Annotated in this window: 29 protein-coding genes; 9 read left to right on the top strand and 20 right to left on the bottom strand. The window is 72.3% G+C overall.

Translation table 11 applies throughout. The features are described from left to right. Positions 1 to 4: 4 nt before the first annotated feature. The 11 genes from CP982_RS02910 to CP982_RS02860 form a co-directional block, all read right to left on the bottom strand. The gene (locus tag CP982_RS02910; protein ID WP_150509002.1) at positions 5 to 1,240 is read right to left on the bottom strand and encodes a beta-ketoacyl-[acyl-carrier-protein] synthase family protein; all 1,236 of its coding nucleotides are present in this window, start codon (positions 1,238 to 1,240) and stop codon (positions 5 to 7) included. Then, complete coding sequence (locus tag CP982_RS02905) at positions 1,240 to 1,485, bottom strand: acyl carrier protein (RefSeq protein WP_150509001.1); 246 nt, start codon at positions 1,483 to 1,485, stop codon at positions 1,240 to 1,242. Before CP982_RS02905 ends, CP982_RS02910 begins: the two co-directional genes overlap by 1 nt. 136 nt (positions 1,486 to 1,621) lie before the next feature. Beyond that, positions 1,622 to 2,635, bottom strand: a complete 1,014-nt coding sequence (locus CP982_RS02900) for a beta-ketoacyl-ACP synthase III (protein ID WP_150515274.1) — start codon at positions 2,633 to 2,635, stop codon at positions 1,622 to 1,624. 50 nt (positions 2,636 to 2,685) lie between these two features. After that, positions 2,686 to 3,228, bottom strand: a complete 543-nt coding sequence (locus CP982_RS02895) for a flavin reductase family protein (protein WP_229878805.1) — start codon at positions 3,226 to 3,228, stop codon at positions 2,686 to 2,688. Then, complete coding sequence (locus tag CP982_RS02890; protein ID WP_150509000.1) at positions 3,225 to 3,740, bottom strand: type II toxin-antitoxin system RatA family toxin; 516 nt, start codon at positions 3,738 to 3,740, stop codon at positions 3,225 to 3,227. The genes CP982_RS02895 and CP982_RS02890 overlap by 4 nt, the downstream gene beginning before the upstream one ends. A gap of 68 nt (positions 3,741 to 3,808) precedes the next feature. Further along, positions 3,809 to 5,095, bottom strand: a complete 1,287-nt coding sequence (locus CP982_RS02885; protein ID WP_150508999.1) for an aspartate aminotransferase family protein — start codon at positions 5,093 to 5,095, stop codon at positions 3,809 to 3,811. Positions 5,096 to 5,126: 31 nt separating this feature from the next. Beyond that, entirely contained in the window at positions 5,127 to 6,254 is a 1,128-nt protein-coding gene (locus tag CP982_RS02880) for an acyl-CoA dehydrogenase family protein (RefSeq protein WP_229878875.1), read from the bottom strand. 20 nt (positions 6,255 to 6,274) lie between these two features. Beyond that, on the bottom strand, positions 6,275 to 7,873 hold the full coding sequence (locus tag CP982_RS02875) for an aldehyde dehydrogenase family protein (protein ID WP_229878803.1): 1,599 nt from the start codon (positions 7,871 to 7,873) through the stop codon (positions 6,275 to 6,277). 201 nt (positions 7,874 to 8,074) lie between these two features. Continuing rightward, a complete protein-coding gene (locus tag CP982_RS02870) occupies positions 8,075 to 8,710 on the bottom strand; it encodes an RNA polymerase sigma factor (protein ID WP_150508996.1) in 636 nt (211 codons plus the stop codon). A gap of 242 nt (positions 8,711 to 8,952) precedes the next feature. Further along, entirely contained in the window at positions 8,953 to 9,573 is a 621-nt protein-coding gene (locus tag CP982_RS02865) for an L-threonylcarbamoyladenylate synthase (RefSeq protein ID WP_150508995.1), read from the bottom strand. A gap of 297 nt (positions 9,574 to 9,870) precedes the next feature. Continuing rightward, positions 9,871 to 10,128, bottom strand: coding sequence for a hypothetical protein (locus CP982_RS02860; RefSeq protein WP_158857495.1), 258 nt, complete (start codon positions 10,126 to 10,128; stop codon positions 9,871 to 9,873). Between the two features lie 171 nt (positions 10,129 to 10,299). Here CP982_RS02860 and CP982_RS02855 point away from each other — a divergent pair, with 171 nt between their 5' ends. The 4 genes from CP982_RS02855 (at position 10,300) to CP982_RS02840 (ending at position 14,121) form a co-directional block, all read left to right on the top strand. Then, entirely contained in the window at positions 10,300 to 10,707 is a 408-nt protein-coding gene (locus CP982_RS02855) for a helix-turn-helix domain-containing protein (protein ID WP_229878801.1), read from the top strand. A 153-nt stretch (positions 10,708 to 10,860) separates the two neighbouring features. After that, positions 10,861 to 11,115, top strand: a complete 255-nt coding sequence (locus CP982_RS02850; RefSeq protein WP_150508993.1) for a hypothetical protein — start codon at positions 10,861 to 10,863, stop codon at positions 11,113 to 11,115. A 164-nt stretch (positions 11,116 to 11,279) separates the two neighbouring features. Further along, positions 11,280 to 12,758, top strand: a complete 1,479-nt coding sequence (locus CP982_RS02845; RefSeq protein WP_150508992.1) for an alpha/beta hydrolase — start codon at positions 11,280 to 11,282, stop codon at positions 12,756 to 12,758. Between the two features lie 133 nt (positions 12,759 to 12,891). Further along, positions 12,892 to 14,121, top strand: a complete 1,230-nt coding sequence (locus CP982_RS02840; RefSeq protein ID WP_150508991.1) for a cytochrome P450 family protein — start codon at positions 12,892 to 12,894, stop codon at positions 14,119 to 14,121. Between the two features lie 155 nt (positions 14,122 to 14,276). Here CP982_RS02840 and CP982_RS02835 read toward each other — a convergent pair whose 3' ends face one another. From CP982_RS02835 to CP982_RS02825, 3 genes are all read right to left on the bottom strand, one after another. Next, positions 14,277 to 14,804 (bottom strand): hypothetical protein, encoded by a 528-nt coding sequence (locus CP982_RS02835; RefSeq protein ID WP_150508990.1) that lies wholly within the window; start codon positions 14,802 to 14,804, stop codon positions 14,277 to 14,279. A gap of 84 nt (positions 14,805 to 14,888) precedes the next feature. Then, complete coding sequence (locus CP982_RS02830) at positions 14,889 to 15,482, bottom strand: TerD family protein (RefSeq protein WP_144000931.1); 594 nt, start codon at positions 15,480 to 15,482, stop codon at positions 14,889 to 14,891. A gap of 50 nt (positions 15,483 to 15,532) precedes the next feature. Then, entirely contained in the window at positions 15,533 to 16,189 is a 657-nt protein-coding gene (locus CP982_RS02825) for a hypothetical protein (RefSeq protein WP_150508989.1), read from the bottom strand. Between the two features lie 269 nt (positions 16,190 to 16,458). Between CP982_RS02825 and CP982_RS02820 the strand changes: the two genes are divergently transcribed. Continuing rightward, positions 16,459 to 16,863 (top strand): BlaI/MecI/CopY family transcriptional regulator, encoded by a 405-nt coding sequence (locus CP982_RS02820; RefSeq protein ID WP_150508988.1) that lies wholly within the window; start codon positions 16,459 to 16,461, stop codon positions 16,861 to 16,863. A gap of 6 nt (positions 16,864 to 16,869) precedes the next feature. Beyond that, entirely contained in the window at positions 16,870 to 17,805 is a 936-nt protein-coding gene (locus CP982_RS02815) for a M56 family metallopeptidase (RefSeq protein ID WP_150508987.1), read from the top strand. Positions 17,806 to 17,850: 45 nt separating this feature from the next. On the opposite strand, the gene CP982_RS02810 is transcribed toward CP982_RS02815, so the two are convergent. Further along, complete coding sequence (locus CP982_RS02810; protein ID WP_150515272.1) at positions 17,851 to 18,297, bottom strand: nitroreductase family deazaflavin-dependent oxidoreductase; 447 nt, start codon at positions 18,295 to 18,297, stop codon at positions 17,851 to 17,853. 192 nt (positions 18,298 to 18,489) lie between these two features. Between CP982_RS02810 and CP982_RS02805 the strand changes: the two genes are divergently transcribed. Next, positions 18,490 to 18,726: a hypothetical protein gene (locus CP982_RS02805; RefSeq protein ID WP_150508986.1), complete on the top strand. Its 237-nt coding sequence runs from the start codon at positions 18,490 to 18,492 to the stop codon at positions 18,724 to 18,726. Positions 18,727 to 18,768: 42 nt separating this feature from the next. Here CP982_RS02805 and CP982_RS02800 read toward each other — a convergent pair whose 3' ends face one another. The 3 genes from CP982_RS02800 to CP982_RS02790 all read right to left on the bottom strand — a co-directional run bounded on the left by CP982_RS02800 (position 18,769) and on the right by CP982_RS02790 (position 20,776). Further along, positions 18,769 to 19,218, bottom strand: a complete 450-nt coding sequence (locus CP982_RS02800; RefSeq protein WP_150508985.1) for a GNAT family N-acetyltransferase — start codon at positions 19,216 to 19,218, stop codon at positions 18,769 to 18,771. Positions 19,219 to 19,345: 127 nt separating this feature from the next. Continuing rightward, positions 19,346 to 19,657 (bottom strand): hypothetical protein, encoded by a 312-nt coding sequence (locus tag CP982_RS02795; protein WP_229878799.1) that lies wholly within the window; start codon positions 19,655 to 19,657, stop codon positions 19,346 to 19,348. A gap of 252 nt (positions 19,658 to 19,909) precedes the next feature. Then, positions 19,910 to 20,776, bottom strand: coding sequence for an oxidoreductase (locus tag CP982_RS02790; RefSeq protein ID WP_150508984.1), 867 nt, complete (start codon positions 20,774 to 20,776; stop codon positions 19,910 to 19,912). 194 nt (positions 20,777 to 20,970) lie between these two features. On the opposite strand from CP982_RS02790, the gene CP982_RS02785 reads away from it, so the two are divergent. Next, the gene (locus CP982_RS02785; RefSeq protein WP_150508983.1) at positions 20,971 to 21,843 is read left to right on the top strand and encodes a helix-turn-helix transcriptional regulator; all 873 of its coding nucleotides are present in this window, start codon (positions 20,971 to 20,973) and stop codon (positions 21,841 to 21,843) included. Between the two features lie 206 nt (positions 21,844 to 22,049). Continuing rightward, positions 22,050 to 23,327 carry a hypothetical protein gene (locus CP982_RS02780; protein ID WP_150508982.1) on the top strand — a complete coding sequence of 426 codons (1,278 nt, stop codon included), beginning with the start codon at positions 22,050 to 22,052 and terminating at the stop codon, positions 23,325 to 23,327. 56 nt (positions 23,328 to 23,383) lie between these two features. On the opposite strand, the gene CP982_RS02775 is transcribed toward CP982_RS02780, so the two are convergent. After that, complete coding sequence (locus CP982_RS02775) at positions 23,384 to 24,403, bottom strand: hemolysin family protein (RefSeq protein WP_150508981.1); 1,020 nt, start codon at positions 24,401 to 24,403, stop codon at positions 23,384 to 23,386. Further along, the gene (locus tag CP982_RS02770; protein ID WP_150508980.1) at positions 24,400 to 25,758 is read right to left on the bottom strand and encodes a hemolysin family protein; all 1,359 of its coding nucleotides are present in this window, start codon (positions 25,756 to 25,758) and stop codon (positions 24,400 to 24,402) included. The genes CP982_RS02775 and CP982_RS02770 overlap by 4 nt, the downstream gene beginning before the upstream one ends. Positions 25,759 to 25,955 lie beyond the last annotated feature (197 nt).

Below are 25,955 nucleotides of genomic sequence, written 5' to 3'. Positions count from 1 at the left end.
CCCATCACGCCTCCGTGACGACGAGCACCGCGTTGAGCCCGCCGAAGCCGAAGGAGTTGCTCACGGCCGCGCGGACCGGCAGGGAGCGGGGGACCTTCGTCACGATGTCCAGCTCGACGCGGGGGTCCTGGCTGTCGCAGTTGGCCGTGGGCGGCACGACGCCGCGCCGCACCGAAAGCACCGTGCAGACCGCCTCGATGGCACCGGCCGCGCCGAGGGTGTGCCCCAGCGAGCCCTTGACCGCGGTGACCGCGGGCCGGTCCCCGAAGACGCGCCGCACCAGCTGGGCCTCGGCCACGTCGTTGAGCGGCGTGGACGTCCCGTGCGCGTTGATGTGGTCGATGTCCCGCGGTGAGAGCCCGGCGTCGGCCAGGGCCGCGCGCACCGCCCGCTCCACCCCGGCCCCGCCCGGCTGCGGCGCGGTGGGGTGGTGCGCGTCGGCCGACGCGCCGTACCCGCTGAGCAGCGCCAGCGGCCGGGCTCCGCGTGCGGCGGCGTCGGCGGGCCGCTCCAGGACGAGCATGCCCGCGCCCTCGGCGGCCACGAAGCCGTCGCGGTCCACGTCGAAGGGGCGCGAGGCGGCGGCGGGGTCCTCCACCCGGCGTGACAGCGCGCCGATCTGATGGAACCCGGCGATGATCGTCGGGCTGATCGCCGCCTCCGTCCCGCCGGTCAGCACGACGTCGCACACCCGCGAGCGCAGCAGTTCGCGCGCCGTGCCGATCGCGGTCGCGCCGGAGGCGCACGCGGTGACCGTGGTGAGGTTCGGCCCCGTGGCCGCGCAGTCGATCGCGAGGAAGCCGCCCAGCGAACTCTGCCCCATCTGCGGGATCAGCATCGGCGGCACATGGAGGGGGCCGTCGGTCATCAGGGTGCTGCGGGCCTCTTCGAACAGCTTGGTGCCGCCGAGGGCGTTGCCCACGACGATGCCGACGCGAGCCCCGTCCCAGGTGGTGGGGTCGAGGCCCGACTGGGCCAGCGCTTCACGGGCGGCGACCAGGCCGAAGTGGGTGAACCGGTCCTGGCGCCACGCCGTGCGCCGCCCGAGCAGCTCGTCCGCGTCGAAGCCCGGCACCCGGCAGCTGAAGTCGACCGGCAGGCCCTGGAGTTCGGTGTCGACGGCGGCGGTGGGCTCTCCCGTGAGGAGCAGGTCCCAGGTCGCGTCGGCGCCGATGCCGCCCGCCGTCACCAGACCGACGCCGGTGACGGCCACGTCGAACGCTTCGTGGTGAGCGGCCATCAGGCGTCCCCGCCCTTGCCCTGGAGCATGCGGGCGAGGTCGGCGACGGTGTCGTCCGTCGTGACGTCGTCCTCCGTGAGACGGACGCCGAACTCCTCCTCGGCGACCAGGGCGAATTCGACCAGGGCCAGGGAGTCGAGGTCCAGGTCCTTGAGCCTGGCGTCGGCGTGGACCTCCTGGACGGGCACGCCGAACCGCTCGGAGAGCAGCGTGGAAACGCGATGGGTCGTGGCAGTCGCAGTCATGGTGTCTCCTTGTGTGACGAACGGGTTGATGAGGGGATGGGGGGATGAGGGGCTTGAGGGGATGAGGGGGCCGAGACGGCAGCGCCGTGTAGGCCGCGTAGGCCGTGTGAGGTGAAGTCGGTGGCGCGTCGGCGCGTCAGAGGACCGGCCGGCAGTCGGGCCAGCGGAGTACGGCCGACCCCCACGTGAGGCCGCCGCCGAAGGCGGTGAGCAGCACCCGGTGTCCGGGCCGTACGACGCCCCGGTGCGCGGCGTCGGCCAGAGCGAGCGGCACCGACGCGGCGGCGGTGTTGCCGACGCGGTCGATGTGGCGCACCACGTGTTCCGGCAGCAGCCCGAGGCGGGCCGCGACCGCGTCGAGGAGACGCGCGTTGGCCTGGTGGCCCACGAACCGGTCGACCTCGTCGATCCGCAGGCCGGCCCGGTCCAGGACGCGCTGCGCGGATTCGGTCATGCGCAGCACGGCCTGCCGGAACACGGACTTGCCGTCCATCCGGAAGTAGTGGTCCGGGGCGGGAGCCGTCCGGCCGGTCGACCGCTGGCGCGAACCACCGGCCTCCACGGTGATCAGATCGGCCAGGCCCCCGTCGCTCCCGAGATCGAACGGCCCGAGGGCGCCGGGCTCCGCCGGGTCGCCGGAGCGCAGGACCACGGCACCGGCGCCGTCGCCGAAGATGGCGGTGGTCGTGCGGTCGTGGGGATCGACGATGGTGGAGAACGCGTCCGCGCCGATGACCAGGACCCGCCGAGCCAGACCGGCCGCGATCAGGCCGGAGGCCGTGGCCAGGGCGTAGACGAACCCCGTGCACACCGCCGCGACGTCGAACGCGGGGACTCCGCCGAGCCCCAGGCGCGACGCCACCTCGGGCGCGGTGGCCGGGCAGGGGCGGTCCGGCGTCGTGGTCGCGAGGACGACGGCCTCGACGGGGGCGCCGCCCGCCGACTCCAGAGCCCGGCGGCCCGCCTGGAGGGCAAGGTCGCCCGTGGACACGCCCGGGGCGACGACGTGGCGCCGCCGGATGCCCGTACGCGTACGGATCCAGTCGTCGGACGTGTCGAGACGCCGGGCGAGTTCCGCGTTGGTGACGACCCGCGGTGGCACCCAGGCCCCGATGCCGCACACGACGGCGGCCGCGGGGGAGGCGCCCAAGGGGACGGGGCCGGCGGACGGGGCCGTGGCACGGGACGGTGTCGGGGGCTTCACGGGCCCGCTTCCTCGATCGCCGCCGCGTGCAGACGGCCGTCGAAGTACAGCAGCGGCCGCCCCGGCGCCTCGGCCACGTCCATGACGCGCGCCAGCATCAGGTCGTGGTCGCCGGCCCGGAACCTGCGCCACGCCCGGCAGCGCAGCCAGGCCACGGAGTCGGCCAGGAGCGGAACGCCGTCCGGGCCGGGTTTCCAGTCGACGTCCTTGAACTGAGCGGCACCGGGAAGGCGGCGGCGGTCGGCGAAGTGCCGGGCGACGGCCGCCTGGGCGCCGCCGAGCACGTTGACGGTGAACGTGCCGCGCCGCCCCACGAGGTCGAGCAGGACGCTGCCCTGCTTGAGACAGACCGAGATCAGCGCGGGCTGACGGGAGACGAAGGTGAACGACGTGACGGTCGAGCCGTGCACGGAGTCGCCCGCCCCGGTCGTGACCACCGAGACGCCGGTGGCGAAGCGGCGCGACACCTGCCAGAAGCGGTGGGAGTCCAGGGCCGGTCCCGTCGCGGCGGAGGCGAGGGGGACGGAGACGCCCGTCACCGGGCCCGCTCCACCACGCGCACGGCGTCGCCGGGAGCCGCGAGGTCGGTGAGCGCCTCGCCGCCCTCCACCACGGTGACCTGCCCGAAGAGACCGGAAAGGACCTGGCACACGGACCGCTTGATCACCCGCTCGGCGGTCGGGTCCATCATTCCCGCGAGGCTTTCGATGCCGAAGTCGTACGTGGCCCGGAAGGCGATCTCACAGCCCCCGTCGACCGGGTGGAGCCGCCAGACTCCGTGGAACTCCTCGAAGTCGCCCTCCGTCTGCGAGAACTCGACCTGGCGCCGCTCGTGGTCGATGGCCTCCAGCTCGCTCCAGCGCATCACCCCCCGGCGGAAGTTGACCTCCCAGTCGGCGGTGCGGGGCAGCCCCGGGGCCGGACCGGGATCGACGGTGACGGACCGTACGTCGTCGGCGAGCGACGCGAACTGCGTGAAGTTGATGAGCCGGTCGAATGCCCCGGCCGGGTCGTCGGTGGGCACGACCACCCGGAGGTGAATGGTCCTCATGAACTGGGACAGCTCCCTTCTGGTTGAGGAGTCGGGCGAGTTGGGGGAGTCGCGTGGAGCCGGCGGTATCAGCCGGTCAGAACGGCGTGCGCGGCCCGCTCGAACGCGGTCAGCAGCACGGTGACCTCGTGGTCGGTGAGCACGGCCGGTGGCGTGAGCCGCAGTACCCGGGAGGTGTTCAGAGAGTGATTGGCGATCACGCCCGCGTCCATGAGCTCGACGAGCAGGTCGGCCGCGAGACCGGGCACCGTGAACTCGATCCCGATCAGCAGCCCCAGGCCGCGCACCTCCCGCACCCGGCTGCCGAGGACCGCGCGGGCGATCCGGTCGAGCTCGGGGCGGAGCACGTCACCGAGGTGCCGGGAGCGCGCCACGAGCCCGTCCTCGCGGATCGCGCGGACCGCCGCGCCCGCGGCGGCCGCCGCCAGCGGACTGCCGGAGAACGTCGAGGTGTGGAGGAAGGGGTCCTTGTCGAAGGCCGCGAACGCGGCGGGCGTGGCGAGCGCGGCCGACACCGGCACGACACCGCCGCTGAGCCCCTTGCCGACCAGGAGGACGTCCGGCGTGACGCCCTCGCGGTCCGCGCCCCACCAGTGCCCGAGCCGGCCGAGCCCGGTCTGCACCTCGTCGAGGACGAAGAAGGCCTCGTACGCGTCGCACAGCTGCCGCACCGCGCGCAGATATCCGTCCGGCGGCACGATCACCCCGCCCTCGCCCTGGACCGGCTCGACGATGACGCAGCTCTCGCCCCGGTGCCGGGCGAGCGCGTCCGCGAGCCGCTCCACGTCGCCGAACGGCACGTGCGAGACCTGCGGCAGCAAGGGCCGGAACGGATCCTGGAAGACGCCGCGCGCCGTGACGCTGAGCGCCCCGAAGGTCTTGCCGTGGTAGCCGCGCTCCATCGAGATCAGATGGCGTTTTCCGTGCGTGCGCGCCATCTTGAGGGCGGCCTCCACGGCCTCGGCGCCCGAGGAGGCGAAGTGGACCTTCTCGAGGCCTGCCGGGGCCACCGAGACGAGCTCGGCGGCGGCGCGGCCGACTTCCGGTTCCAGGAGCAGCCGGGTGGCCACGGGGTTCGTGTCGAGGACGCGGCGCACCTCCGCGACCACCTTCGGGTGCCTCGCGCCCGTGATCAGCACGCCGTAGCCGCCGCAGTTGAGCAGCGAGCGGCCGCCGCTGGTGCGCACCCAGGCGCCGTCCGCGGCGACCTCGGTGTCGCCGCCCATCATCTCGGCCAGCGCCACCCGGCCGTTGCTGAGGTGACGGCGCCAGTGCCGGGCCGTGCGCGCGGCCACTTCCGTCTGCGGTTCCTGTCCCCGGGGGCCGTCCGGCCGGTCAGCGGTGGCGGTCGTCATGCGGGTGCTCCTCTCTCGATGGGTGTACGCGTCACTGCGTCAGGACGGGGCGGCCCGTGAAGTACGCGGCCAGGCTGTCGACCGCGCGGGACCGCGAAGGCGGGTGGAAGGCGATCGCCTGGGCGGCGGCCAGCAGATAGGCGGGCTCCGACGAGGACACGTACGCCATGCCGCCGAGCAGCTCCACCGCCTGTCCGGCCGAGTCGAGAACGGCGTCCTGCACGGCCCGGCGGGTCACCAGCGCATGCCCCAGGACGGCGTCGCTGTCCCCGCTGTCGTCGTCGAGGCGCCGGGCCAGGCCGTCCGTGAGCGCGGCGGCGCTCTCCAGGCGCACCGCGAGGGCGGTGCGGTCCGCGGTACTGCCGCGGGCGCCCTCCTGTACGCGGCGCACGAGCCTGCCGACGACTCCGGTGTAGGCCGCGCAGACGATGAGCTGGAACCAGGTGAGCCCGATGGCCTGCGCCTGCGCGAGCCGTCCGGTGAGCTCGGGCACCGGGGCGAGCATCTGCTCCTCGGGTACGAAGACCTCCGTCAGGCGCACTTCGTGGCTCTCTGCCCCGGCGAGGACGTGGCTCGACCAGAAGGGGTGGACGGTCAGACCGGGGGTACCGGCCGGAAGCAGCGCCATGCCGAGGACCGGCGCGCCCGACGGAGTGGGGAGCGCGACGCTCGCGGTGAGCAGGTCCATGGAGTGGGCCAGGCTGCACGGCTTCTTCGCGCCCGAGATCACATAGCCGCCGTCGACGTGGCGGGCCCGGATCGTCGGATTCAGGATGCCCCGCTCGAGGCCGCCCTCGGCGAACCCCGAGGCGACGAGCGCGCGTTGGCCCGCGATGTGCCCGAGTCCCGCCTCGAGCTCGGGGCTCGGCGCGGCTCTGGCGATGGCGAAGAGCGAGCCGATGGAGAAGTGGTGCATCATCGTCGCCACCGTCATCGACGGAGCGACCGCTCCCAGCGCCCGGACGACACGGGCGGCGTCCTGCGCCGTGGCCCCCGTGCCGCCGTAGGAGGAGGGGACGAGCAGGCCGGTGCCGCCGTAGCACCGGAAGAGGCCGATCGCGGGACCGTTCTCGGCCTCCAGCACGGCCAGGGAGTTCTTCGACAGGCTCTCGCGCAGGCCCGGCAGCAGGGCGTCGCACGTCGCGTTGTCGGCTTCCATGACGGGCAAGGGACACTCCTTCAGGTGAGGGCGGCGTAGGCGTCGAGGACGGCACTCCGCGGCCGTACGCCGTCGGCGATCGAGACGCCTTGCAGATGGGACGTGCGCAGCGCCAGGTAGTTGGCCTCGCCGTACACGCCCCCGGTCAGACCGGTGCCGCCGTGGGTGGGCAGATACGGCAGGAAGCCGATGTGCGAGTCGTTGACCTTCAGGAGGCCGCCGTTGCCCACCCGGCGGACGAACTCCTCGATCACGCCCTCATCCCGGGCCCACAAGGAGTTGCGCAGGCCGTAGCGGTTGGCGTTGACGTGGGCGATGACCCCCTCCAGCAGCTCCTCGTCGCTGCCGGGTTCGGGGACGACGACCGGCAGCACGGGGAAGAACGTCTCCTCCCGTACCGCCGCGACGTCCCGGCAGGCGACGAGGCCGTCCACCCGCAGCACCGTCGGTTCGAGGAAGGGGCCGGTGTCCGACACCGTGCCGTCGACCTCCAGGCGGCGCGCGCCGTGCACGAGCCGCGCGCCCTGCGCCACCGCGTCACGCACGTGAGCGAAGAAGCGTTCGCTGCGCAGGACCGGGGAGAGCAGCGCGCCCTCGTCCTCCGGATAGCCGGGGCGCAGCGCGGCCGCCGCGGCACGCAGGCGCTCCAGCAGGGCGTCGGCGATCTCCGGGTGCGCCACGACCTGGTTGGGCACCATGCAGATCTGCCCGGAGCCGTAGAAGGCCTCGGTGAGCGCCTCCGCGGCCAGGTCGAGGTCGGCGTCCCGCCAGACCACCACGCAGTCGTTGCCCGCGAGTTCCAGGACCGGCTTCTTGCCCCGGGCCACGCACTCGGCCTGAAGCTCAAGGCCCCGTTCCACACCGCCGGTGTAGAAGATGTCGTTCACCAGCGGACTGTCCAGCCAGGACCGCAGCACGGGCCCCGGCCGGGCGCAGAAGACGTTCAGGACGCCCGGAGGCGCGCCCACGTCCGCCAGGGCCGGTGCCACCAGCTCCCGCAGGACGTACATGACGCCGAGGGGTCCGCTGCGCGGTGCCCGCACGACCAGCGCGTTGCCCGCGAGGAGCGCCGTGCTGGCGAACATGGCGCTGGCCGCGGGCGCGTTCTGGGGCGGGTTCACGCACACCACCCCGTCGGCGACCCGGCGTACGATGAGCCGCCGCGGGCCGTGCCGGAACTCCTGGTGCAGCTGTCCCGCGCACCAGTTCACCGTCTCGTCGCCGGACGCCTCGGCCATTCCGGCCAGCTGCCACTGCGCGAGCGCCCGGGGAGTGCCCTCCGCGACGAGCACCTCGACCAACTCGGCCCGGTGGCGCCGCAATCGTTCGCGTACGAGCCGCGCCGCCCGCACGCGCCGCTCCAGCGGGAAGGCCGCCCAGCGCGGTGCCGCGTCGGCGGCGGCCCGCACGGCGGCGTCCACGGTCGCGGCATCGGCGACAGCGCACCGCCCCACGACCTTGCCACGCGCCGCACGCGCGTCCAGGCGTCCCTGCTCCAGCTGTCGTTTGAGCGTCAGACTCGCGAAGACGTCCTCAAGGGCCGCGCGGCCGCTGACCGTGTACGCGTACTTCTCCGAATGGATTTCCTCGCCATTGACGTAGGACGGATACGTGGGCACCGGATGGCTTTTGTCACGCCGCAGACGGGCGAGAATATCGGTTTCGATGGTGGGGGCCCCAGAATTCGTGGTACCGGGATACTCGTTCGTGGCCATGAAGGCTCTTGTCTCCCGCATTCCGATTGAGCTGTTCGGCTTTCTCGACGGGACAGTGCGCGCGCGGCGGTTCCCAGATACACGGCCCGCGCGCGGATTTCCCTCTCAGTCCTGGGACGACGCGTCGAGGAGTGTCTTCACCTGGAGCAGCAGACGGCGCCGGGTCGGCCCGATGGAGCCGTGCGGCAGGCCCAACTGGGCGCTGATGTCGGCGTAACTGGCCGGCGGATCGGTGAACAGCAGCCGGAGCAGGGTCTGGTGGGCGGGTTCCAGGTGCCGGACCGCGTTGCGCACAAGGGCCACCTCGGCCTGCCTGATCGCCCTCTCCTCGGGCGTGACCCCGCCGTCCGCCAGGTCGTCGAAGTCCTGGCAGCTCCCCGTCGGAACCTGCCTGCGCGAGCGGTCCAGATGCTTGATCGACTCCCGTCGCGCCACCGTCGCGATCCACGCGCGCAGCCGGTCGGGCTCCCGCACCGACCGGATTCCCTCGACCATCTGCATCCAGGTCAGCTGGCACACGTCCTCGCAGTCCGCGGCCCCGAGCCGGAAGGAACGGGCGACGGACCGGACCAGGGGAGTGAAGCGGTGGGTGAGCTCACTCCACGCGCGCTGATCGCCTTCGCGGCAGCGGGTCACGAGCACGCCGAGTTCCGCGTACTCCTTGTACTCCTTGTACTCCTTGACGGGTGCGACGGGTGCGACGGGTGCGGTGTGAGGGCGCGCCTGATACGTCACGGTCATGGATGGCCTCGATCCGTGGAAAGGTCCGGGTGGAGGCCAGCAGCATCGCGACAGCGAGCGCGCGCGTCTCTACGGTCGCGGGACCACAGGCGGGGGCGCAGGGACCACAGGGGCCGGGCGCGGCTCAGCGGGGGTCGACCGTAGGACCGCGGCGGTCGAACATCCGTCCTTTCGGCCGGCGCGTCCGCGGCTTCGGATCCGCCCGGGACGCGGCCGACGCGCCCGGGCGGGTGTGCCTGGTGCTACTCGAAGCGCGCGGTGTCGCCCGCCCCGCGGCGCACGATCGTCACCTGACCGTCGGAGAAGTCGATGACGGTCGTCGGTTCCGTCCCGCAGTCGCCGGAGTCGACGACCACGTCGACCTGGTGGTCGAGGCGCTCCTTGATCTCCCAGCCCTGGGTGAGCGGCTCCTCCTCGTCCGGCAGGAGCAGGGTGCTGGAGAGCAGCGGCTCGCCCAGCTCGGCAAGGAGGGCCTGGGTGACGGAGTGGTCGGGGATGCGCACCCCGACGGTCTTCTTCTTGGGGTGCAGCAGCTGGCGCGGCACTTCCTTGGTGGCGGGCAGGATGAAGGTGTAGCTGCCCGGCGTGGCCGCCTTGATGGCGCGGAACACGTCGTTGTCGAGGCGTACGAACTGCCCCAGCTGGGCGAAGCTCTCGCAGACGAGCGTGAAGTGGTGCCGGTCGTCGAGGTTGCGGATGGTCCGGATCCGCGCGATGCCGTCGCGGCTTCCCAGCTGGCAGCCCAGGGCGTAGCAGGAGTCCGTCGGGTAGGCGATGAGCGCACCGGAGCGGACGCCGTCGACCACGCTGGTGATGCTGCGCCGCTGGGGATTGTCCGGATGCACGTCGAAGTACCTGGCCATGGGCGTCGAGTCTAGGCGATCAGGGCGGGTGCGGCGCGGCTCAGGGCCCCCGGATGCAGCCGTTCGGTGATCCCGGAGGGAGGCGCGGCCGCGGTCCGGTCGTTCCCGGGCGGGTCGGCGCGCAGGGCGGAAGGGAGCGACGCGCGCTGAGCGGGCTTGGTGAAGTCCGCTGCGGTTCGGCCGTGCCCCGAAGGGGCGCGGGGCTGTGCACATCTGCGGCTCCGCCGCGCGGGCGCGACCAGCCACGACGAACCCGCAGGCACCCGATGGCATGGTCCGGCACATCCAGCGGAGCGCTTAGTCGTGGTAGTCGTGGATGCGCCAGCCCACGCCGGGCAGTTCCTCGAAGAGCTTGGCCGCTACGAGTTCCTCGGCGAGGCGGCGCGGTGCCCGGGTGTCGACCACGTGTCTCAGCTCGCCCGGCGTGATCACGCCGTCGGCGAGGTTCTCCGCCGACCAGCAGACCGCGGAGACGTAGAGGCGGAAGGCCTCGTCGGACAGGAACCGCACCCTCCAGTTCCATGGGAACCGCGCATCGAACTGTGCCCACGGCATCGGCGCTTCTTTCGTCGGCGTTGGCTGCCCCTCAGCTGTGCTCTTCTCGTATACATGATGTCTACGCAAGCGCACAGAGCTTTGCGGATTCGCGCCATGGTGCGGAGGGTGGTGTTCCCGCGCCGCACGGCACGGGCATGGGCAGGCCGACGAGCAGGCAGGATGGGCCTCATGGGCGAGCAGGAGCGGACGGACTTCAACGACCTCGTGCGCGAGCGCCGGGCCGAGCTTGGCATCAGCCTCCGGGAGCTGGAGGCCCGGTCCGTCGATCCGGAGACCGGTGAGCGGGCCCGGTTCGGGTGGATCTCCAAGGTGGAGAAGGGGCGGCCCACCGACGCCCCGCCCCCGTCCCTCCTGCGCGCCTTGGCGGTGGGGCTCGGACTGCCGCTGCGCGTGCTCCAGGAGGCCGCGGCGGCGCAGTTCCTCGGCATGACGTCGTACGTGTGGAGCGAGGACCGTACGACGCGGGTACTGGCCGCGCACATCGAGGAGATGACGGACGCCGAACGGCGGCAACTGGCCGACATCGCGGAGTCGTTCGCCCGCAGGCGCGCGCGGAGCGAGGGTGCGCCGGGGTAGTGCGGTGCGCTCGTACGCGGCGACTCGCTCTGGCCCGCCGAGCGCCCGGTGTGGCACAGTCGGTGATCCGCCGCCTGGGGGGCGCAGTCGGATACCAACCGCTCACGGTCGCGGCCGTGCGGCGGTGACGAGCGTGGCCGTGAGGGGCTAGGGATGGCAGACGAGGACGTGCGGCGAGCCGGTGAGTCGGACGAGTCGGGTGAGCCGTTGGCGGAGTTCGACATGGAGTTCGTGGACCAGCTGCCGGGCGGCAGGGTCGTGATCCCGGTGGAGAGCCGGGGGCGGTTCACCTGGCTGGTCGCGCGCGGGCACGTCTCGGAGCAGGCGCGCCGGGAGTTCGTGCAGGAGATCCAGCACATCGTGGGGCGCGGGCTCTGGCGGCAGAACTGGCCGGCCGAGACGGACTAGCTCCGCCCCGCGCGAGGGCGGTCCCGCCCCGTGCGAAGGCCAAGTGGTCCCGCCCGTGCCATGCGGCCGCGCCCCCACAAGGCCCGTACGACGCCGACGCGTTGTTACGTTCTCATCATGAGGACATAGAAGCCCCATCATGCGCAGCCGTGACAGTGACGCGCATGAACACGCACTCACCCGTGAGGCGGCGCGCGCTTCCCGCGCTCCTCACCCTGGGCGTCACCGCCACCGTCTCTTTGGCTGCGCCCGACGGGGCCGTCGCCCAAGCCGCCTTCGACGTCAACACCCGGCCTGTATCCATCAGTTGGGGACCTTGCCCCCAGGACAGTGACCCGCCTGGTCGTCCCCCGAGCCCGAAGGCCCGGTGCGCGACCGTCAAGGTGCCGCTGGACTGGTCGAAGCCGAAGGGGGAGAAGATCGGCCTCTTCGTCGCGCGCTACCCGGCCGCCGACCCGGCGAAGCGGATCGGCGTCCTGATGTCGAACCCGGGCGGTCCCGGGGCGCCGGGTGCCGATGACGCGCTGTACGCGGACGATCCGTACGACGGCTACGACCCCGCCATCCGCGAACGCTTCGACATGATCGGCTTCGATCCGCGCGGCGTCGGCCGCAGCGAGGGCGCCCGCTGCGACGAGTCGATCCTCGACAAGATCCCGGCCCGCCCCCGCACCGCGGCCGAGTTCGAGCGCCTGCGCACCCTCAACGGCCGCCTGGCGCAGAGCTGTCTGCGGCGCACGGGGCCCCTCGCCGCCCACATGGACGGCGAGAGCGTGGCCCGCGACATGGACGCGATCCGCGCCGCCCTCGGCGAACGCCGGATCAGCTTCATCGGCCACTCCTACGGCACGTTCCTCGGCGAGCGCTACGCCCGGCTCTTCCCCGGCAGGCTGCGCGCGCTGGCCCTCGACAGCGCGCTGGACCCGGACCGGCCGGACGCCGAGCGTTACCTCAAGGACGGCAGCGTCTCCGTGAACAGGACCTTCAAGCGCCTTGCGGCCTGGTGCGCCGGGAGCGCCGCCTGCGCCCTCAAGGGTCAGGACCTCGCGGCCGTGACCGACGAGCTGTTCGCCCGCGCCGACGCGGGCACCCTCCGCGAGCCGGGCCGGACGGGTCCGACGCGGAAGAAGGTCGACGCCGACCAGCTGTCCACGTTCCTGAGCGGCGAACTCAGCGGCTGGAACCCGAAGTCGACCGCGCGCCGACTCGCCGCGCTCCACACCGGGAAGGGCGAGGTCAACTGGATCAGCGGCCCGGGTGACCTCGCCGCCCGGCTCGTGCTGTGCCGGGACTTCGACTTCCGGATCCGCGACTACGCCCACTACCGGGCCATCCGCGCCCGTGTGTCCAAGGCCGCCCCGCACGTCCGCCACAACTCCCAGTCGCTGGACCTCGTCCTCGGCTGCCAGGGCTGGACCGTCCCGCCCAAGCCCCGGCCGGCCCGGGCCCAGGGCGACCTGCCGCCGGTCCTGGTCGTCAACGCCACGGACGACAAGGCGACCCCCCTGGCGGGCGCGCGCCGCATGGCGCGGTCCTTCCCGAACGCGTCGCTGCGCACGGTGAACACCGTGGGCCACTGGATGTACAGCCTCCCGGAGCCCCGGCGCAGGATCGACGCCTACCTCCTCGGCCGCACGGACTGACCGGTCGTCAAGTCCGAGCCGACGAGGGGGGATGCTCCCCCGGCCACCCTGGCCGGGGGAGCGGGTGACCGCCTCGCCGGGGCGGCATAGCCTGGCCGTTCGCGCCTCGTTTCCGCCGCTGAAGGAGACCGGTATGACCGCCCAGCCGATCGTGCTCGACCCGACCGGGAACCAGCGTCACGCCGAGGATCGGCGCCTGCGCGCGCACGGGCCCGCCGTCCGCGTGGACGTCCTCGGCGTGACGGCCTGGGCCGTCACCGACCCCGACCTGCTCAAGACGCTGCTCACCAGCCCTGACGTGTCCAAGAACGCCCGCTCGCACTGGCCCGAGTACGAGAAGACCGTGGCGACCTGGCCGTTGGCGCTGTGGATCGCCGTGGAGAACATGTTCACCGCCTATGGGGCCGATCACCGGCGGCTGCGGCGCATGATCGCTCCGGCCTTCAGCGCGCGCCGCGTCGCCGCGCTCGCCCCGGCCGTCGAGGGCGTCGTCACCGGCCTCATGGACGACTTGGCCGCCACGGCCGACATGCCCGGAGACGCGGTCGTCGACCTGCGCGAACACCTCGCCTACCCGTTGCCGATCGCCGTCATCGGCCATCTCATGGGCGTTCCCGAAGCCCGGCGCCCCGCCTTCCGCGCGCTGGTCGACGGCGTCTTCGACACCACCCTCACCACCGAGGAGGCCACCGCCAACGCCGCCCGCCTGTACGAGACGGTGGACGAACTGATCGCCGCCAAACGGGCCGACCCCGGTGACGACATGACCTCCCTGCTCATCGACGTCCGCGACGACGAGGGCGACGGCAGCCGCCTGTCCGACGACGAACTGCGCGGCACCCTGATCCTGATGATCAGCGCCGGGTACGAGACCACCGTCAACGTCATCGACCAGGCCGTCACCGCGCTCCTGACCCGGCCCGAACAGCTCGCCCACATCCGCGCGGGCCGCGCAGGCTGGAGCGACGTCGTCGAGGAGACCCTGCGGCACGAACCGGCGGTCGCCCATCTGCCCCTGCGTTACGCCCTCACCGACATCCCCCTGCCCGGCGGCGGCACCATCGCGGCGGGCGAGGCGATCCTGGCCTCGTACGCCGCCGCCAACCGCCACCCCGCCTGGCACGGCCCCAGCGCCGACGCGTTCGACGTCACCCGCGCCCTGAAGGACCACCTGGCCTTCGGCCACGGCGCCCACTTCTGCCTGGGCGCCCCGCTCGCCCGCCTGGAGGTCACCACGGCCCTGCGCGCCCTCTTCGACCGCTTCCCTGACCTCGAACTGGCGGTCCCGGCCGCGGATCTGCGCCCCTTGGCCTCCTTCATCTCCAACGGCCACAAGGAGCTGCCCGTACGCCTGCGCGCATGAGCCCCGCGCCTCGCGCCCCGCTCCCCGTCGTCGACGACGGGGAGCGGGAGGCGGGCTCACTGCCGAACCCACCACTGTCCGTAGTAGCCAGTGGCGTGCGTCACTAACCGACGGGACCGCGAGTGGTTGCCCGCTCGTGTCCGGTGCTCAGTGGCTCAGTGGCCGCCCTTCGGTTCGAAGCAGCCGGTCTCCATGTACGGACCGTTGACGGCGACCTGATAGTTGGTCGGCTGGGTGAAGGCCGTGACACAGGCGTCACGGCGGACCCGGAAGGCGATCAGGGTGCCTTCGGGCGTCACGTAGTGGTCGGTCTCGAAGCGTGAGTCCATGGTCTGCACGGTGAGCGTGCCGGGCTTCTGCTCGGAGCCGACGTTCCGGTAGCCCGATGCGACCAGCGCCGCGCGCACCCGCTTGGGATCCCAGATCTTGGCCTTCCAGAGCCGTTTGAGGACGGGTTCGATGCGGGCGGCTTCCTTCCGGGCCGCCTTCTCGCCGCCGCGGGACATCTCCTTGGGGACCTTGAAGCCGTTGTTCTCGCCGTGGTGCGGGGCTCCGCCGTGGGAGTCGGGCTCGACGTTGCCCGGCGCGGGACCGGCGGCGGAGCCGGACGCCGCCGGGACGGTGCCCTGCTGACCACAGGCGGTCAGGGCCAGAGCGGTGCCCAGGAAGAGGGCCCCGGCCATGTGTCTCGATCTTGATGTCCCCATGCGGAGGACTCTGCCATGAGCACCGACCCGACTTGCGGTGACCCCGTCAAGCGGGGTGGCTCACAGATGCTGCGCGACCGTCGGCAGCAGGTCCTGGAAGGTGCGCCCGGACGCGGGCTCGCCGATGGCCTTGAGCTGCCAGCCGGAGGGGGTGCGGTGGACCTTCGCCATGATCTGGGCGGTGTGGCTGCCGCCGCCGGTGAGGGTGTAGCGGGCCAGCTCGTGCCCGGTGGTCTCGTCGATCAGACGGCAGAAGGCGTTCGCCACCTCGGCGAACGTCTGCCCGGTGAAGGAGTTGACGGTGAACACGATCTGGTGGACGTGGCCGGGCACGCGGGCGAGGTCGACCAGGATCGCCTCGTCGTCGCCGCCCTGCCCCGCGCCGCCGACCAGGTTGTCGCCGGTGTGGCGGATCGAGCCGTCATCGCTCACGAGGTGCTGGAAGAAGACGACGTCGACCGGCTGCCCCTCCGCGCTGAACAGCACCGCCGAGGCGTCGAGATCGATCTCGCGGCTGCCGGTGAGCTTCGCCAGGAACCCCTTGCGGGGCGCGGCCTGCCAGCCGAGTCCCATGCGGACGGCGGTGAGCGCGCCCCCGTCGGCCTTGCTGAGGCTGATCTGCTGGCCCTTGGACAGGTTCACGGGTGTGGACATGGAGAGTGCCGCCTTTCGTCGATGGAGTTGAGGATTGCGGATGTACGAAGTCAGTCCGCGTGGGGCGGGCTGACAGTGAGTTCGCGGCGCAGGTAGGGGAGCAGACCGCGCTCCAGGAGCGCTTGGTGCCAGGCGGAGCGGGCCCGCTCGGCTTCCGGGTTGCGCAGGGGCAGGGAGTGGCCGGACGGTGGCCGTGCCCGGCTGCGCAGCGCCGTGGCCAGCAGGGCGCAGAGCCCGATGCCGGTGCTGACCGCCATCGCGAGCGCGCACACCCAACCGGCGGTGACCAGCGTCGTCGCCGCCTGACTCCGGGGCGTGGCGAAGCGGAGCCCGTACCCGAACAGCAGGAACACCGTGGCCGCGACCGCCGAGATGAGCGGGGTGAGCACGCCGAGGGCGGGCAGGAGGGCTCCGGCGCCCTGGCCGGTCGCTCCGCTGCCGCTGCCGATCGGTGGTATCCCGGCGGGCGGAGCGGTGGTCGCGTGCGACGGCATCACGGCCGCGCGGGCGCGCAGATAGGTCCGGTACTCGTCGGCGGCCGTGGCCGCTATCCCGTCCGCGTCGGCCAGCGCGCGGGCCCTGAGCCGGGCCGTGTCGGGCGTGACCGGGGACCGGGCGAGTGCGGTACGGATCTCCGTGACGTCCAGGGCGAGGGCGAGGACCCACGCGAAGTCGGCCCGGTCCTCCGGGCGCAGGCGAAGGGTCACGTCCGGCTACCGCCTCCGCACGGCGAAACTCCCATGGTCCACTCCCCAGTTGAACGGCCGACGGCATGGTGGGCCGGCCCCGGGCACAAGAATCTACAGCAATGTAGAAGTGATGAGTGAGGCGACGGGCGGCCACCCGTGGCGGAATCCGGCCTCGGCACCCCTGCCGCCCTCCGGTGGATCAGTACGATGTGCGCGCGCCCCGGGAAGCACGCGTACCGGCACGGGTACGGGTACGCACACGGGCCCGGGGCCGAAGGGAGCTGAGCATGGCGGACGGCGGACGCGGTCAACCCGAAGCGCGCCACCGGCGGCGCGGCCAGGGCGAGCTGGAACTGCTCGTCCTGTCGTCGCTGCGCGAGGCCGGCGAGGCGGTGAGCGCGGCCTGGGTCAAGGACCGCCTCGGCGGCGACCTCGCGTACACGACCGTGATCACGATCCTCACCCGGCTGCTCGCCAAGGGGGCGGTGACCAGGGAGCGCGTGGGCCGGTCGTTCGTGTGGACCCCCGCCTCGGACGAGGCGGGGCTCGCCGCGCACAAGATGCGCAAGGTGCTCGACGGTGAACAGGACCGCGAAGCGGTCCTGGCCAGCTTCGTCACCACCCTGTCCGCCGAGGACGAGCGGGTGTTGCGGGATCTGCTGCGCGACGCCGAGACGGGGCGGGAAGACTGACGCCTGATGGGGGTCTTCATTTTTCTGCCGCTGGTGCTGCCGCTGACGGCCTGGCCGGTGGCACGCCTCGCCGAGCAGCGGCTGCACCCGCGACTGGCCACGCGACTGCTCACGGGGGTGGCCGTGGTGATGGCCACCTGCAGCACGGTCAGCCTGGGCCTGCTGATGGTGGTGGGCACGGCACAACTGCCCGGCAACCCGCTGCCCGACGGCTGGTCGGACCCCGAGGTGCGCGAGGCCGTCCCCGGCGAGGAGGTCGTCGGCAAGGTGGCCATCCCCGTCCTCCTCATGGTGGCCGCGGGCTGCGGGCGCACCGTGTGGCGCCACCACCGGGTGCGCCGCCGGGCTCACCGGGCGCTCGTCGGGACACCCGGCACCACCGTGGTGGTCCTGAACGACCGCGTCCCGTACGCGTACGCACTGCCGGGCGGCAGGGCCCGCGACCGGATCGTGGTGTCCGAGGGGCTGCTGTCCTGCCTCCAGGCTCCGCAGCGCCGGGCTCTGTTCGCCCACGAACGGGCGCACCTCGCCGCCCGCCACCACCGGCATCTGCTGGCGGTTCAGCTCGCGGCCCGCGCCAATCCCTTCCTGCGCCCGCTGCGGACCGCCGTGTCGTACACCACCGAGCGGTGGGCCGACGAGGAGGCGGCCCAGGCGGTGGGCGACCGCCGGGCCGTGGCGCTCGCGATCGGCAAGGCCGCGCTGGTCTCCAAGGGTGCCCCGGCCCCGACCCTCGCCGGGCTCGCCGCTCCGGGGCCCGTCCCCCGCAGGGTCGCGGCCCTGCTGCGCCCGGCGCCCGCGGCCCGCAGCTGGCCCTCGGTGTTCACCTCCGTGGGACTCGCCGCGTGGACGGCGGCGGTGGGGACCGTGGCCTCGGCCATGTCCTCGGCGAACTCGACGGTGACGATGGTGCTGATCCTGCACGCGGCGACGCCGCTGTGAGCCGAGCAGTCGTTCACTTATTCGGGTGACGGCGGGAGCGGGGGCCTATTCCCGCACGGGATCCAGCACGAAGACGGGGATCACGCGGTCGGTCTTCTCCTGGTACTCGGCGTACGGCGGGAACGCGGCGACCGCACGCTCCCACCACTCGGCCTTCTCGTCCCCGGTGACCTCACGGGCCGTCATGTCCTGGCGTACGGAACCGTCCTGGAGCTCCACGTGCGGCTCGGACCGGAGGTTGAAGTACCAGACCGGGTGGCGGGGGAAGCCGCCCTTCGAGGCCACGGCCGCGTAGCGCCCCTCGTGCTCCACGCGCATCAGCGGAACCTTGCGGATCTTGCCGCTCCTGGCGCCGAGCACCGTGAGGATGACGACGGGCAGACCCGTGTCCCAGAGCGTCGTTCCCTGTGTGCCGCCCGAACTCTCGTACAACTCGACCTGCTCGCGCACCCACTGCGCCGGACTCGGCTCGTACTCGCCCTCAAGAGGCATCGGGTTCATCCCGTCGTCGTGTACGGACTGTGTCGCGCGGTTCAACACCGACGCCGCGTGGATTCATCCTCACGGTGCTGCCAGGCGGGCGCAGGGCGGGCGTGGCGGCAGTTTCGGGGAGCGCTGACGTGGTAACCCGAGCAGGCGTGCGCCAGGGCGCACGAGGGTGTCGAGCCGAAGAAGGAGCACGTCGTGACCGATCGCAGGAACGAAACGCCGGGGGAGAGCCCGCACCCTGTCCCGAGGGATCTCCCCGATCAGCAGGCCGACGGCGGGGACGAGCTGTCGGGGGACGACGGGGAGCACGAGGACCACGGGGAGCCCGAGGACGTGCCGGGCACGGACGAGCCCGGTGCCCGGCGTCGTGGGGAGGAGGGCTCCACCACGGTGCATCCGGAGCACCCCGAGCCCCATGAGCCGACGGATTGACGGAGTGGCGGATTGATGGCTTGACGGAATCGGACGGGGAGCTCAGGCGCGCCGCCACGCCCGGCACACTCGGCGCCACAGGCGGCCGTAGCGGCTCATGAGGTGGGGGCACGGCGGGGTCCGCGAGGTGAGGTCCGCGCCGGTCTCCGTGGCCATGGCGCGGAAGAAGGCGCGTCCCTGCCGGGACTGCAGCGTCGTGGTCCACCGGTAGTCGGGAGCTTGCACGAGGGCGGAGTGCAGGGCCTGGCGGCCGAGCCCCTGCCGCTGCCATGTCTCGTTGACCCAGATCCGCTGGACGCGTCCGGTGCGGCAGGCGTGGCAGAGGCGGAAGTCGACCTGGCCGATGAGGAGGCCCCGCTCCAGGTGCAGGGCGACGGCGGCGGGCGCGTGCGGGGTCGCGGGCGCGAGGGCCGTCACGCGGATCGCCTCGCTGTCCTGCTCGGGGGCGCCGCGGCTCGGGGCGAGCCACGCGCTCAGCAGGTTGGCACGCATGAACCATCCCTCCCAGGCCCCCCTTTGAGCTACTGAGGCTCGGTATCGTGGCACACCTGCCCCTGTGCGAGCGGGGGAATCCTGGGAGCGGTACTCCGTACGGGGAACCGGTCCTGCCTCGCGGGCGCTATTCGACCTCGCGCCTCATCTTCTCCATCGAGTTCTCCATCGAGCCGACCGAGTGGCGGGTCCTGGTCAGCTCCTCGCGGGTCTGCTGGAGCTCGTCGAGCGAGCGTCTGTGCAGCTCCACATTGTCCTCGAGCAACTGCGCGTACCGGTGGGTGAGTTCCTTGTACCGCTCCTCGCGGGCCGCGAGCATCCTTGCCCGCCAGGTGATGGCGAGCTGCCAGACGATCACGATCGCCAGGAGGAAGAAGCCGGCGGCGCCCACGCCCGCGACCCACTCGGCCTCGGCGAGCGTCACCCGTTGTCCGTTCACGTCGCGTCCTCCTTCCTCCTTCCTCGTGCCGCTAAAGAAAGCCGGTAGGGAAAGGCTGACCGTAGGCCCGACGAGGTGTCAAAGACTGCTGACACTTCTCAGGGAAGGATCCGGGTCGTCTCAGGGTCGGCTCGGGGGTGGGGGGCGTGACCGGCTACAAGCAGGTCCGGCTGGGGTGGACCGAGAGCGGGCCGCCTTGGTGGTGACGGCCGCCGCCGGGCCCCCGCGGTGGGGGCCCGACGGCGGGTGACGTCAGGCGGAGCGGCTGACGTCGTCGAAGTCGGTGGAGGCCGACAGCTCGGCCCATGCCAGCATGTCGCGCTCGAAGGCGTCGCGTCCGGCCTTCACGAGCCGAAGCGCGTCGGTGCCGAGCAGCAGGCGCGTCGGCGGCTGGTCGGCCGCCACGACGCGCAGCACCGCGGCCGCGGCCTTGTCCGGGTCGCCCGGCTGGTGGCCGCTGCCGCGGGTACGCCGGGCGCGCAGCGGCTCGAACAGCTCGTCGTAGTCGGCGATCGCACGGGGTGCGCGGATCATCGAGCGGCCGGCCCAGTCGGTCCGGAAACTGCCCGGCTCGACGGCGGTGACATGGATGCCGAAATCGGCGACCTCCTTGCCGAGCGTTTCGAGGATGCCCTCCACCGCGAACTTGCTGCCGTGGTAGAAGCTGAGGCCCGGCATGGTGATCAGCCCGCCCATCGAGGTGACGGCGATGATGTGGCCCGATCGGCGCTCCCGCATGTGTGGCAGCACGGCCTTGATCACCGCCACGGTTCCATAGACGTTCACCTCGAACTGACGGCGAAGGTCGTCCATCGACGACTCCTCGAACAGGCCGTCAAGGCCGTACCCGGCGTTGGCGACGAGTACGTCGACCGGGCCCAGGTCGCGCTCGGTCTCGTCCACGACCGTGTCCACCGCGTCATGGTCGGTCACGTCCAGGATGCGGGCGTGCGCGTCGCCGGCGAGCGCCTCAAAGGCCCGTGCGTCGGCGGGCGTGCGCACCGTTCCCACCACCCGGTGGCCCGCGGCCAGCGCCGCGCGAGCGAGTGCGTGGCCCAGGCCGGTGCTGACGCCGGTGATCAGAAATGTCTTGGTGTCCGACACAGGAGTTCCCTTCATACGATGCGAACAGAGGCCGGCCGGGGCGGTGAGGCCCCCGACGGCCGGTCTCGACGCGTTCCACTTCAGCACCGGAATCGGCCGCTGAACGGCTTCCGCGGGGTCCGCCTCGCCCCGGGGACGGCCGGACCGGGGGACTGCCAGTCCCCCTCTCACCGGCCGTCGGGGCGATCTTGGGCCCTATCGTGAACGGCATGGACCGCAACACAGCTCTCGGTGAGTTCCTCCGCTCTCGGCGGGCACGGATCACCCCGCGTCAGGCGGGCCTGTCCGACGACGGCGGCTCTCGGCGCGTGCCGGGACTGCGCCGCGAAGAGGTCGCGCACCTGGCGGGCGTGAGCGTCGACTACTACGTACGCCTGGAACGCGGACGCCGACTGAACGTCTCCGAGACCGTACTTGACGCCCTCTCCCGCGCGCTGCGCCTCGATCCCGTCGAACGCACCCATCTGTTCCAGCTCGCCAAGCCCGCCGCAGGCAGGCCCCGCCGCACGGCGACGCGTCCGCAGCCGGTCCGCCCGGGGCTGCGCGACCTGCTCCGGATCCTCGAGCACACCCCCGCCCTTGTGCTGGGGCGGCGACTGGACGTACTCGCGTCCAACGAGATGGCACGCGCACTGCTCACGGACTTCGACGCGCTGCCGCACCGCGAGCGGAACCTGGTGCGGTTCATGTTCTGCGACGAGACCGCCCGCTCGCTCTATCCCCACTGGGACACCCACGCCCAGGACATCGTCGCCTCGCTCCGGCGCGACGCCGGACGCCATCCCCACGATCCGCTGCTTGCCGAACTCGTCGGCGAACTCTCCATCACGGATGAGGACTTCCGCCGCTGGTGGGCCGACCAGAACGTGTATCGGCACACGCACGGCAGCAAACACTTCCACCACCCCATCGTCGGCCCGCTCACCCTCAACTACGAGTCCCTCACGCTGCCCGCCGACCCGGACCAGCGGCTGAGTGTCTACACCGCCGAGGCAGGCACCAGCTCCGAAGAGGCGCTCCGGCTACTGGCCGCGTGGATACAGCAGCCCGAGACCTCACACGGGCAGCACGCGGATCACTAGACGCCCGCCGGTCATGCCACGCCGAGGGAAGGCGGCCTCTCAGCGCCTCGCCCTGGCGCAGCTGTCCTTGGCCCTCGGTGATGGTGTGTGCCAAGGGAGGAACAGGCCTCCCTGTGTGGCCAGTTCGGGGCTCACGCCGCCACCCCCTGTGGCCGCTACATTCGCCCCCGACCGGACACACATACGACCAGGGGGAACAGGTAACGATGCGTCTCATAGGACCCGTCAGCCACCTCGGCAGATCACGCATGGCGGTGACCGCCGCGGCGGCCGCGGTGGCGGTCACCGCCATGAGCCTGGCCGCCTCACCGGCTGCCGCAACACCCACCGGCACAGCGGCGGTCCGGCCCGGTGACACCTGCACGGCGGCCGACCTCGGCACGCGCCACCCGTACATCAAGACCACCGAAGTGTCCCCGACGATCACCCACTTCAAGGGCTGGTTCATCACCGAGGGCACCACCGGCAACCAGACCATCACCACCAGCACCCAGACGACCATCTCGGTCTCCGTCGGCCTCAACGGCAATGTCGAGGGCGGTTTCGCCGTCGAGACCCTCAGCAAGGCCGGCGCGAGCCTGGGCCTGAACGTCAAGGTCGACTACTCCTCCACCAGCAGCGAGTCGAACTCGGTCACGTGGAACTTCGGCCAGCCCGGCTACTACGGCGTCTACAAGGGCACCAAGAAGGTCACCGGCACCTACGCGAGCCTCAACTGCAACCGCGTCCAGCAGGGTGACGGCAGCTGGGCGTTGAAGTGGAGCGAGGGGCCCGAGGGCGGCAACTTCACCACCTACACCACGCTTGAGGAAGGCGCGGTGCGCTGCCAGGACCAGGTGCCCGCGGGCAGCGTCATGGCCAAGGCCCGCGACCTCCTCGACTGCGGCTCGGCCGCCGCGAAGGCCGAGCACCCGGCGGGTGCGGTGGCGCCGACGGCGCAGCAGAAGCGGGACCGCCTCGTGCAGCCCCCGGCTCTCACCAGCGGCAAGCCCGCCGGACAGCCCAAGGCCACCGGGCGCAGCACGCGGGCCGCTCTGGACTGCCAGGCCGAGGTCTACAAGATCGCCGTACCCGGCAAGCCCCTGTCCTGGGGCGCACCGATCCTGGCGGCCGACGGCATCCGCCTGCGGCCCTCGAGCATCTTCAGCGCCCACCTGGACAACTGGCGCCTGTGCAACGTGACGGAGCGCAACGGAGTCATCGAGGCGTCCCTGTGGAACTGGGGCATCGGCGGGTGCGCGACCATCGCCGGGCAGAACCCGGCCGCCGAACGGGCGGCCCTGACGACGGTCACCTGCACGGAGGACGACCTCCAGCGGTTCTACATCTACCGCGACGTACCCGGCAGCCCGAAGATCGGTGTCCAGAACAAGTACACCGGCTCCATGATGGGCCACGACCGGTACGCGGACGGGGAGTTCATACGCCAGTACTCCAGCGGCAGGCAGGACGGTACCGGCACCTACAGCCTGATCCGAGTCTGACGGCAGCACTTTGGCGCCACCCCGCACAAGAAGGGCTCCGGCCGACTCACCGACTCTCAGGACGGGTTCGGCTGCAAGTAGCGGGCCAGGAGGTCGTCCAGGGTGACGAGGCCGGTCAGTCGGCCCGAGTCGTCGCAGACCACGGCGAGGGAGGCGCGCCGCTGGCGGAGCTGCTCGATCGCGTGGGCGAGCGTGGTGTCCGCCGACAGCTCCGGCAGCGGCCGGGCCAGCTCCCGCGCGCTGGTGCCGCGCCCCCGGGTCCGGGCGACCAGGGCGTCGCGCGCGTGGACGGAGCCGAGCACCCGGGCGCCGTCGCGCACCAGCAGTCGGGTGCGGTCGTGCTCCGCCGCGATGCGCAGTACGTCCTCGGGCGCGGCCGATCCGTCGACGGCGGTGATGTCGGCGGCCGGGGTCTGGAGGTCGCCGACCGGGGTCAGCGGCTCGGTGAGGGAGCGGGTGATCAGCTCGGAGTCGTCGCGGCTGATCAGGCCGAGGCGCTGGGACTCGGCGACGAGGTGGGTGAGCTGCTCGCGGTTGTGCACGGACGTCAGCTCGTCGCGCGGCTCCACCCGGCACAGGCGCACCAGGGCGTTGCTCACCTTGTTCAGGACCCAGATGAGCGGGCGTACGGCCTTGACCGTCGTACGGAAAGCCGGGGTGAGCAGCATCGCGGAGCGCTCGGGGTGGGCGATGGCCCAGGACTTGGGCGCCATCTCGCCGATCACCATGTGCAGGAACACCACGACGATCATCGCGACGGCGAAGGAGACGCCGTAGCTGACCCCGCTGGGCAGGCCGAGGCGGTGCAGCAGCGGGTCGAGCTCGTGGGAGATGGCGGGTTTGGAGACCGAGCCGAGGCCCAGGGTGCAGACGGTGATGCCGAGCTGCGCGCCCGCCAGCATCAGCGACAGCTCGCGCATGCCGGCGAGCACGGCCTGTGCGCCGCGTCGGCCCTCGGCCGCTGCCTTCTCCACGCGGTGGCGGCGGGCGGCGACGAGCGCGAACTCGGCGGCGACGAAGAAGCCGCTGCCGATGAGGAGCAGTACGGTGACGAACAGCGCCATGGGGAAGCTCATGAACGGGTCTCCTCGGGGCGTGTCCGCCCGTCGGCCCCGGCGTCGGGGGCGGGCCGTACCTCCAGGCGCACGCGCTCGGGGACGTGCCGGTCCAGGGTGCGGACGTCGACGGCCACGCTCGCGCCGTCGGGCAGCGGGATGGCGAGGCGGTCGCCGATGGCGGGGAAGCGGCCGAGCCGGTCGACGACGAGCCCGGCCACGGTGTCGTAGTCGTCCTCCTCGGGCAGGTGGATGCCGGTGGCGTCGGCGACCTCGTCGAGCCGTCGGCCCGCGTCCACGAGCCATCCCTGGCCGTCGCGGACCGCCACGCGCACGACCTGGTCGGTCTCGTCGGCGATGTCCCCGACGAGTTCCTCGGCGATGTCCTCGTACGTCACGATGCCCGCCACGCCGCCGTGCTCGTCGAGGACGACGGCGAACTCGTCGTCGCGCTCGCGCATCTGCCGTACGGCGTCGGGCAGTTCGAGGGTCTCCGGGAGCAGCAGGGCGGGGCGGGCGAGGGTGGCGGCGGTCGCCTCCGGGAGGCGGTCGGCGGGGGTCCGCATCAGCTCGCGCACGCCCAGGACGCCGGTGACGTCGTCGGGGTGGTCGCCGAGCACCGGGTAGTTGGAGTGGCCGTGGCGGGCGATGAGGCCGACGGCCTCGGCGGCGCCGGCCTCTTTGCGGACGAAGACGGCGTCGACGCGCGGCACCAGGACCTCGCCTAGGGTGCGCTCGGAGAACTCCAGGGCGCGGTCGAGGAGCGCGGCGGTGTCCTCGGGCAGCTCGCCCCGCTCGTGGGACTCCCCGATGAGGTGGCCGAGCTCTTCGAGGGTGGCGCCGTGGTGCAGCTCCTCGACGGGTTCGATGCCCGCGCGGCGCAGCAGCCGGTTCGCGGCACCGTCGAAGATCCGCACCACGGGGCCGACGACCTTCAGATAGGCGAGGGTGGAGGCGGCGAGGGACTTGGCGAGGCGCTCGGGCACGGCGAGGGCGAGGTTCTTCGGCGCCAGCTCGCCGAGGACCATCTGTACGACGGTGGCGAGCGCGAAGGCGAGGGCGACGGAGATGCCGGTGACGGCGCCTTCGGGGATGCCGATGCCGGTCAGGAGCGGCTTGAGCAGCGCTGACACGGACGGCTCGGCGAGGAAGCCGACGACGAGGCCGGTCACGGTGATGCCGAGCTGTGCGCCGGACAGCATGAAGGAGAGCCGTTCGAGGACCTTCAGGGCGCGGTCGGCGCGGCGGTCGCCCGCTTCGGCCTCGCGGGCGAGCGCGAGCCGGTCGGCGGAGACGTAGGCGAACTCCTGGGCGACGAAATAGCCGGTGCCCACCGTCAGGACGAGGACGGCGAGCAGGCCGAGCGCGGCACTCATCGAACACCATCCCGCGGGGTGCCGCGGTCGGCCGGGTCAGCCGGTGGGGGCGTGGCGGCCGGGGTGGGGCGGGATGGTCCGGGACAGTGCCCCGGGGGGTCCGTCGGTCTGGCGGACAAGGGGTGGCTCCTCGTGCTGGGGTGTGTGCCAGTGCAACGATTGTCATCGCGCCCGAGTTCCACCGCCACCGCCACCTG

Source organism: Streptomyces spectabilis, from assembly GCF_008704795.1.
GTDB classification, from domain to species: Bacteria; Actinomycetota; Actinomycetes; order Streptomycetales; family Streptomycetaceae; genus Streptomyces; species Streptomyces spectabilis.
This window is presented reverse-complemented; position numbering and strand designations above follow the sequence as displayed.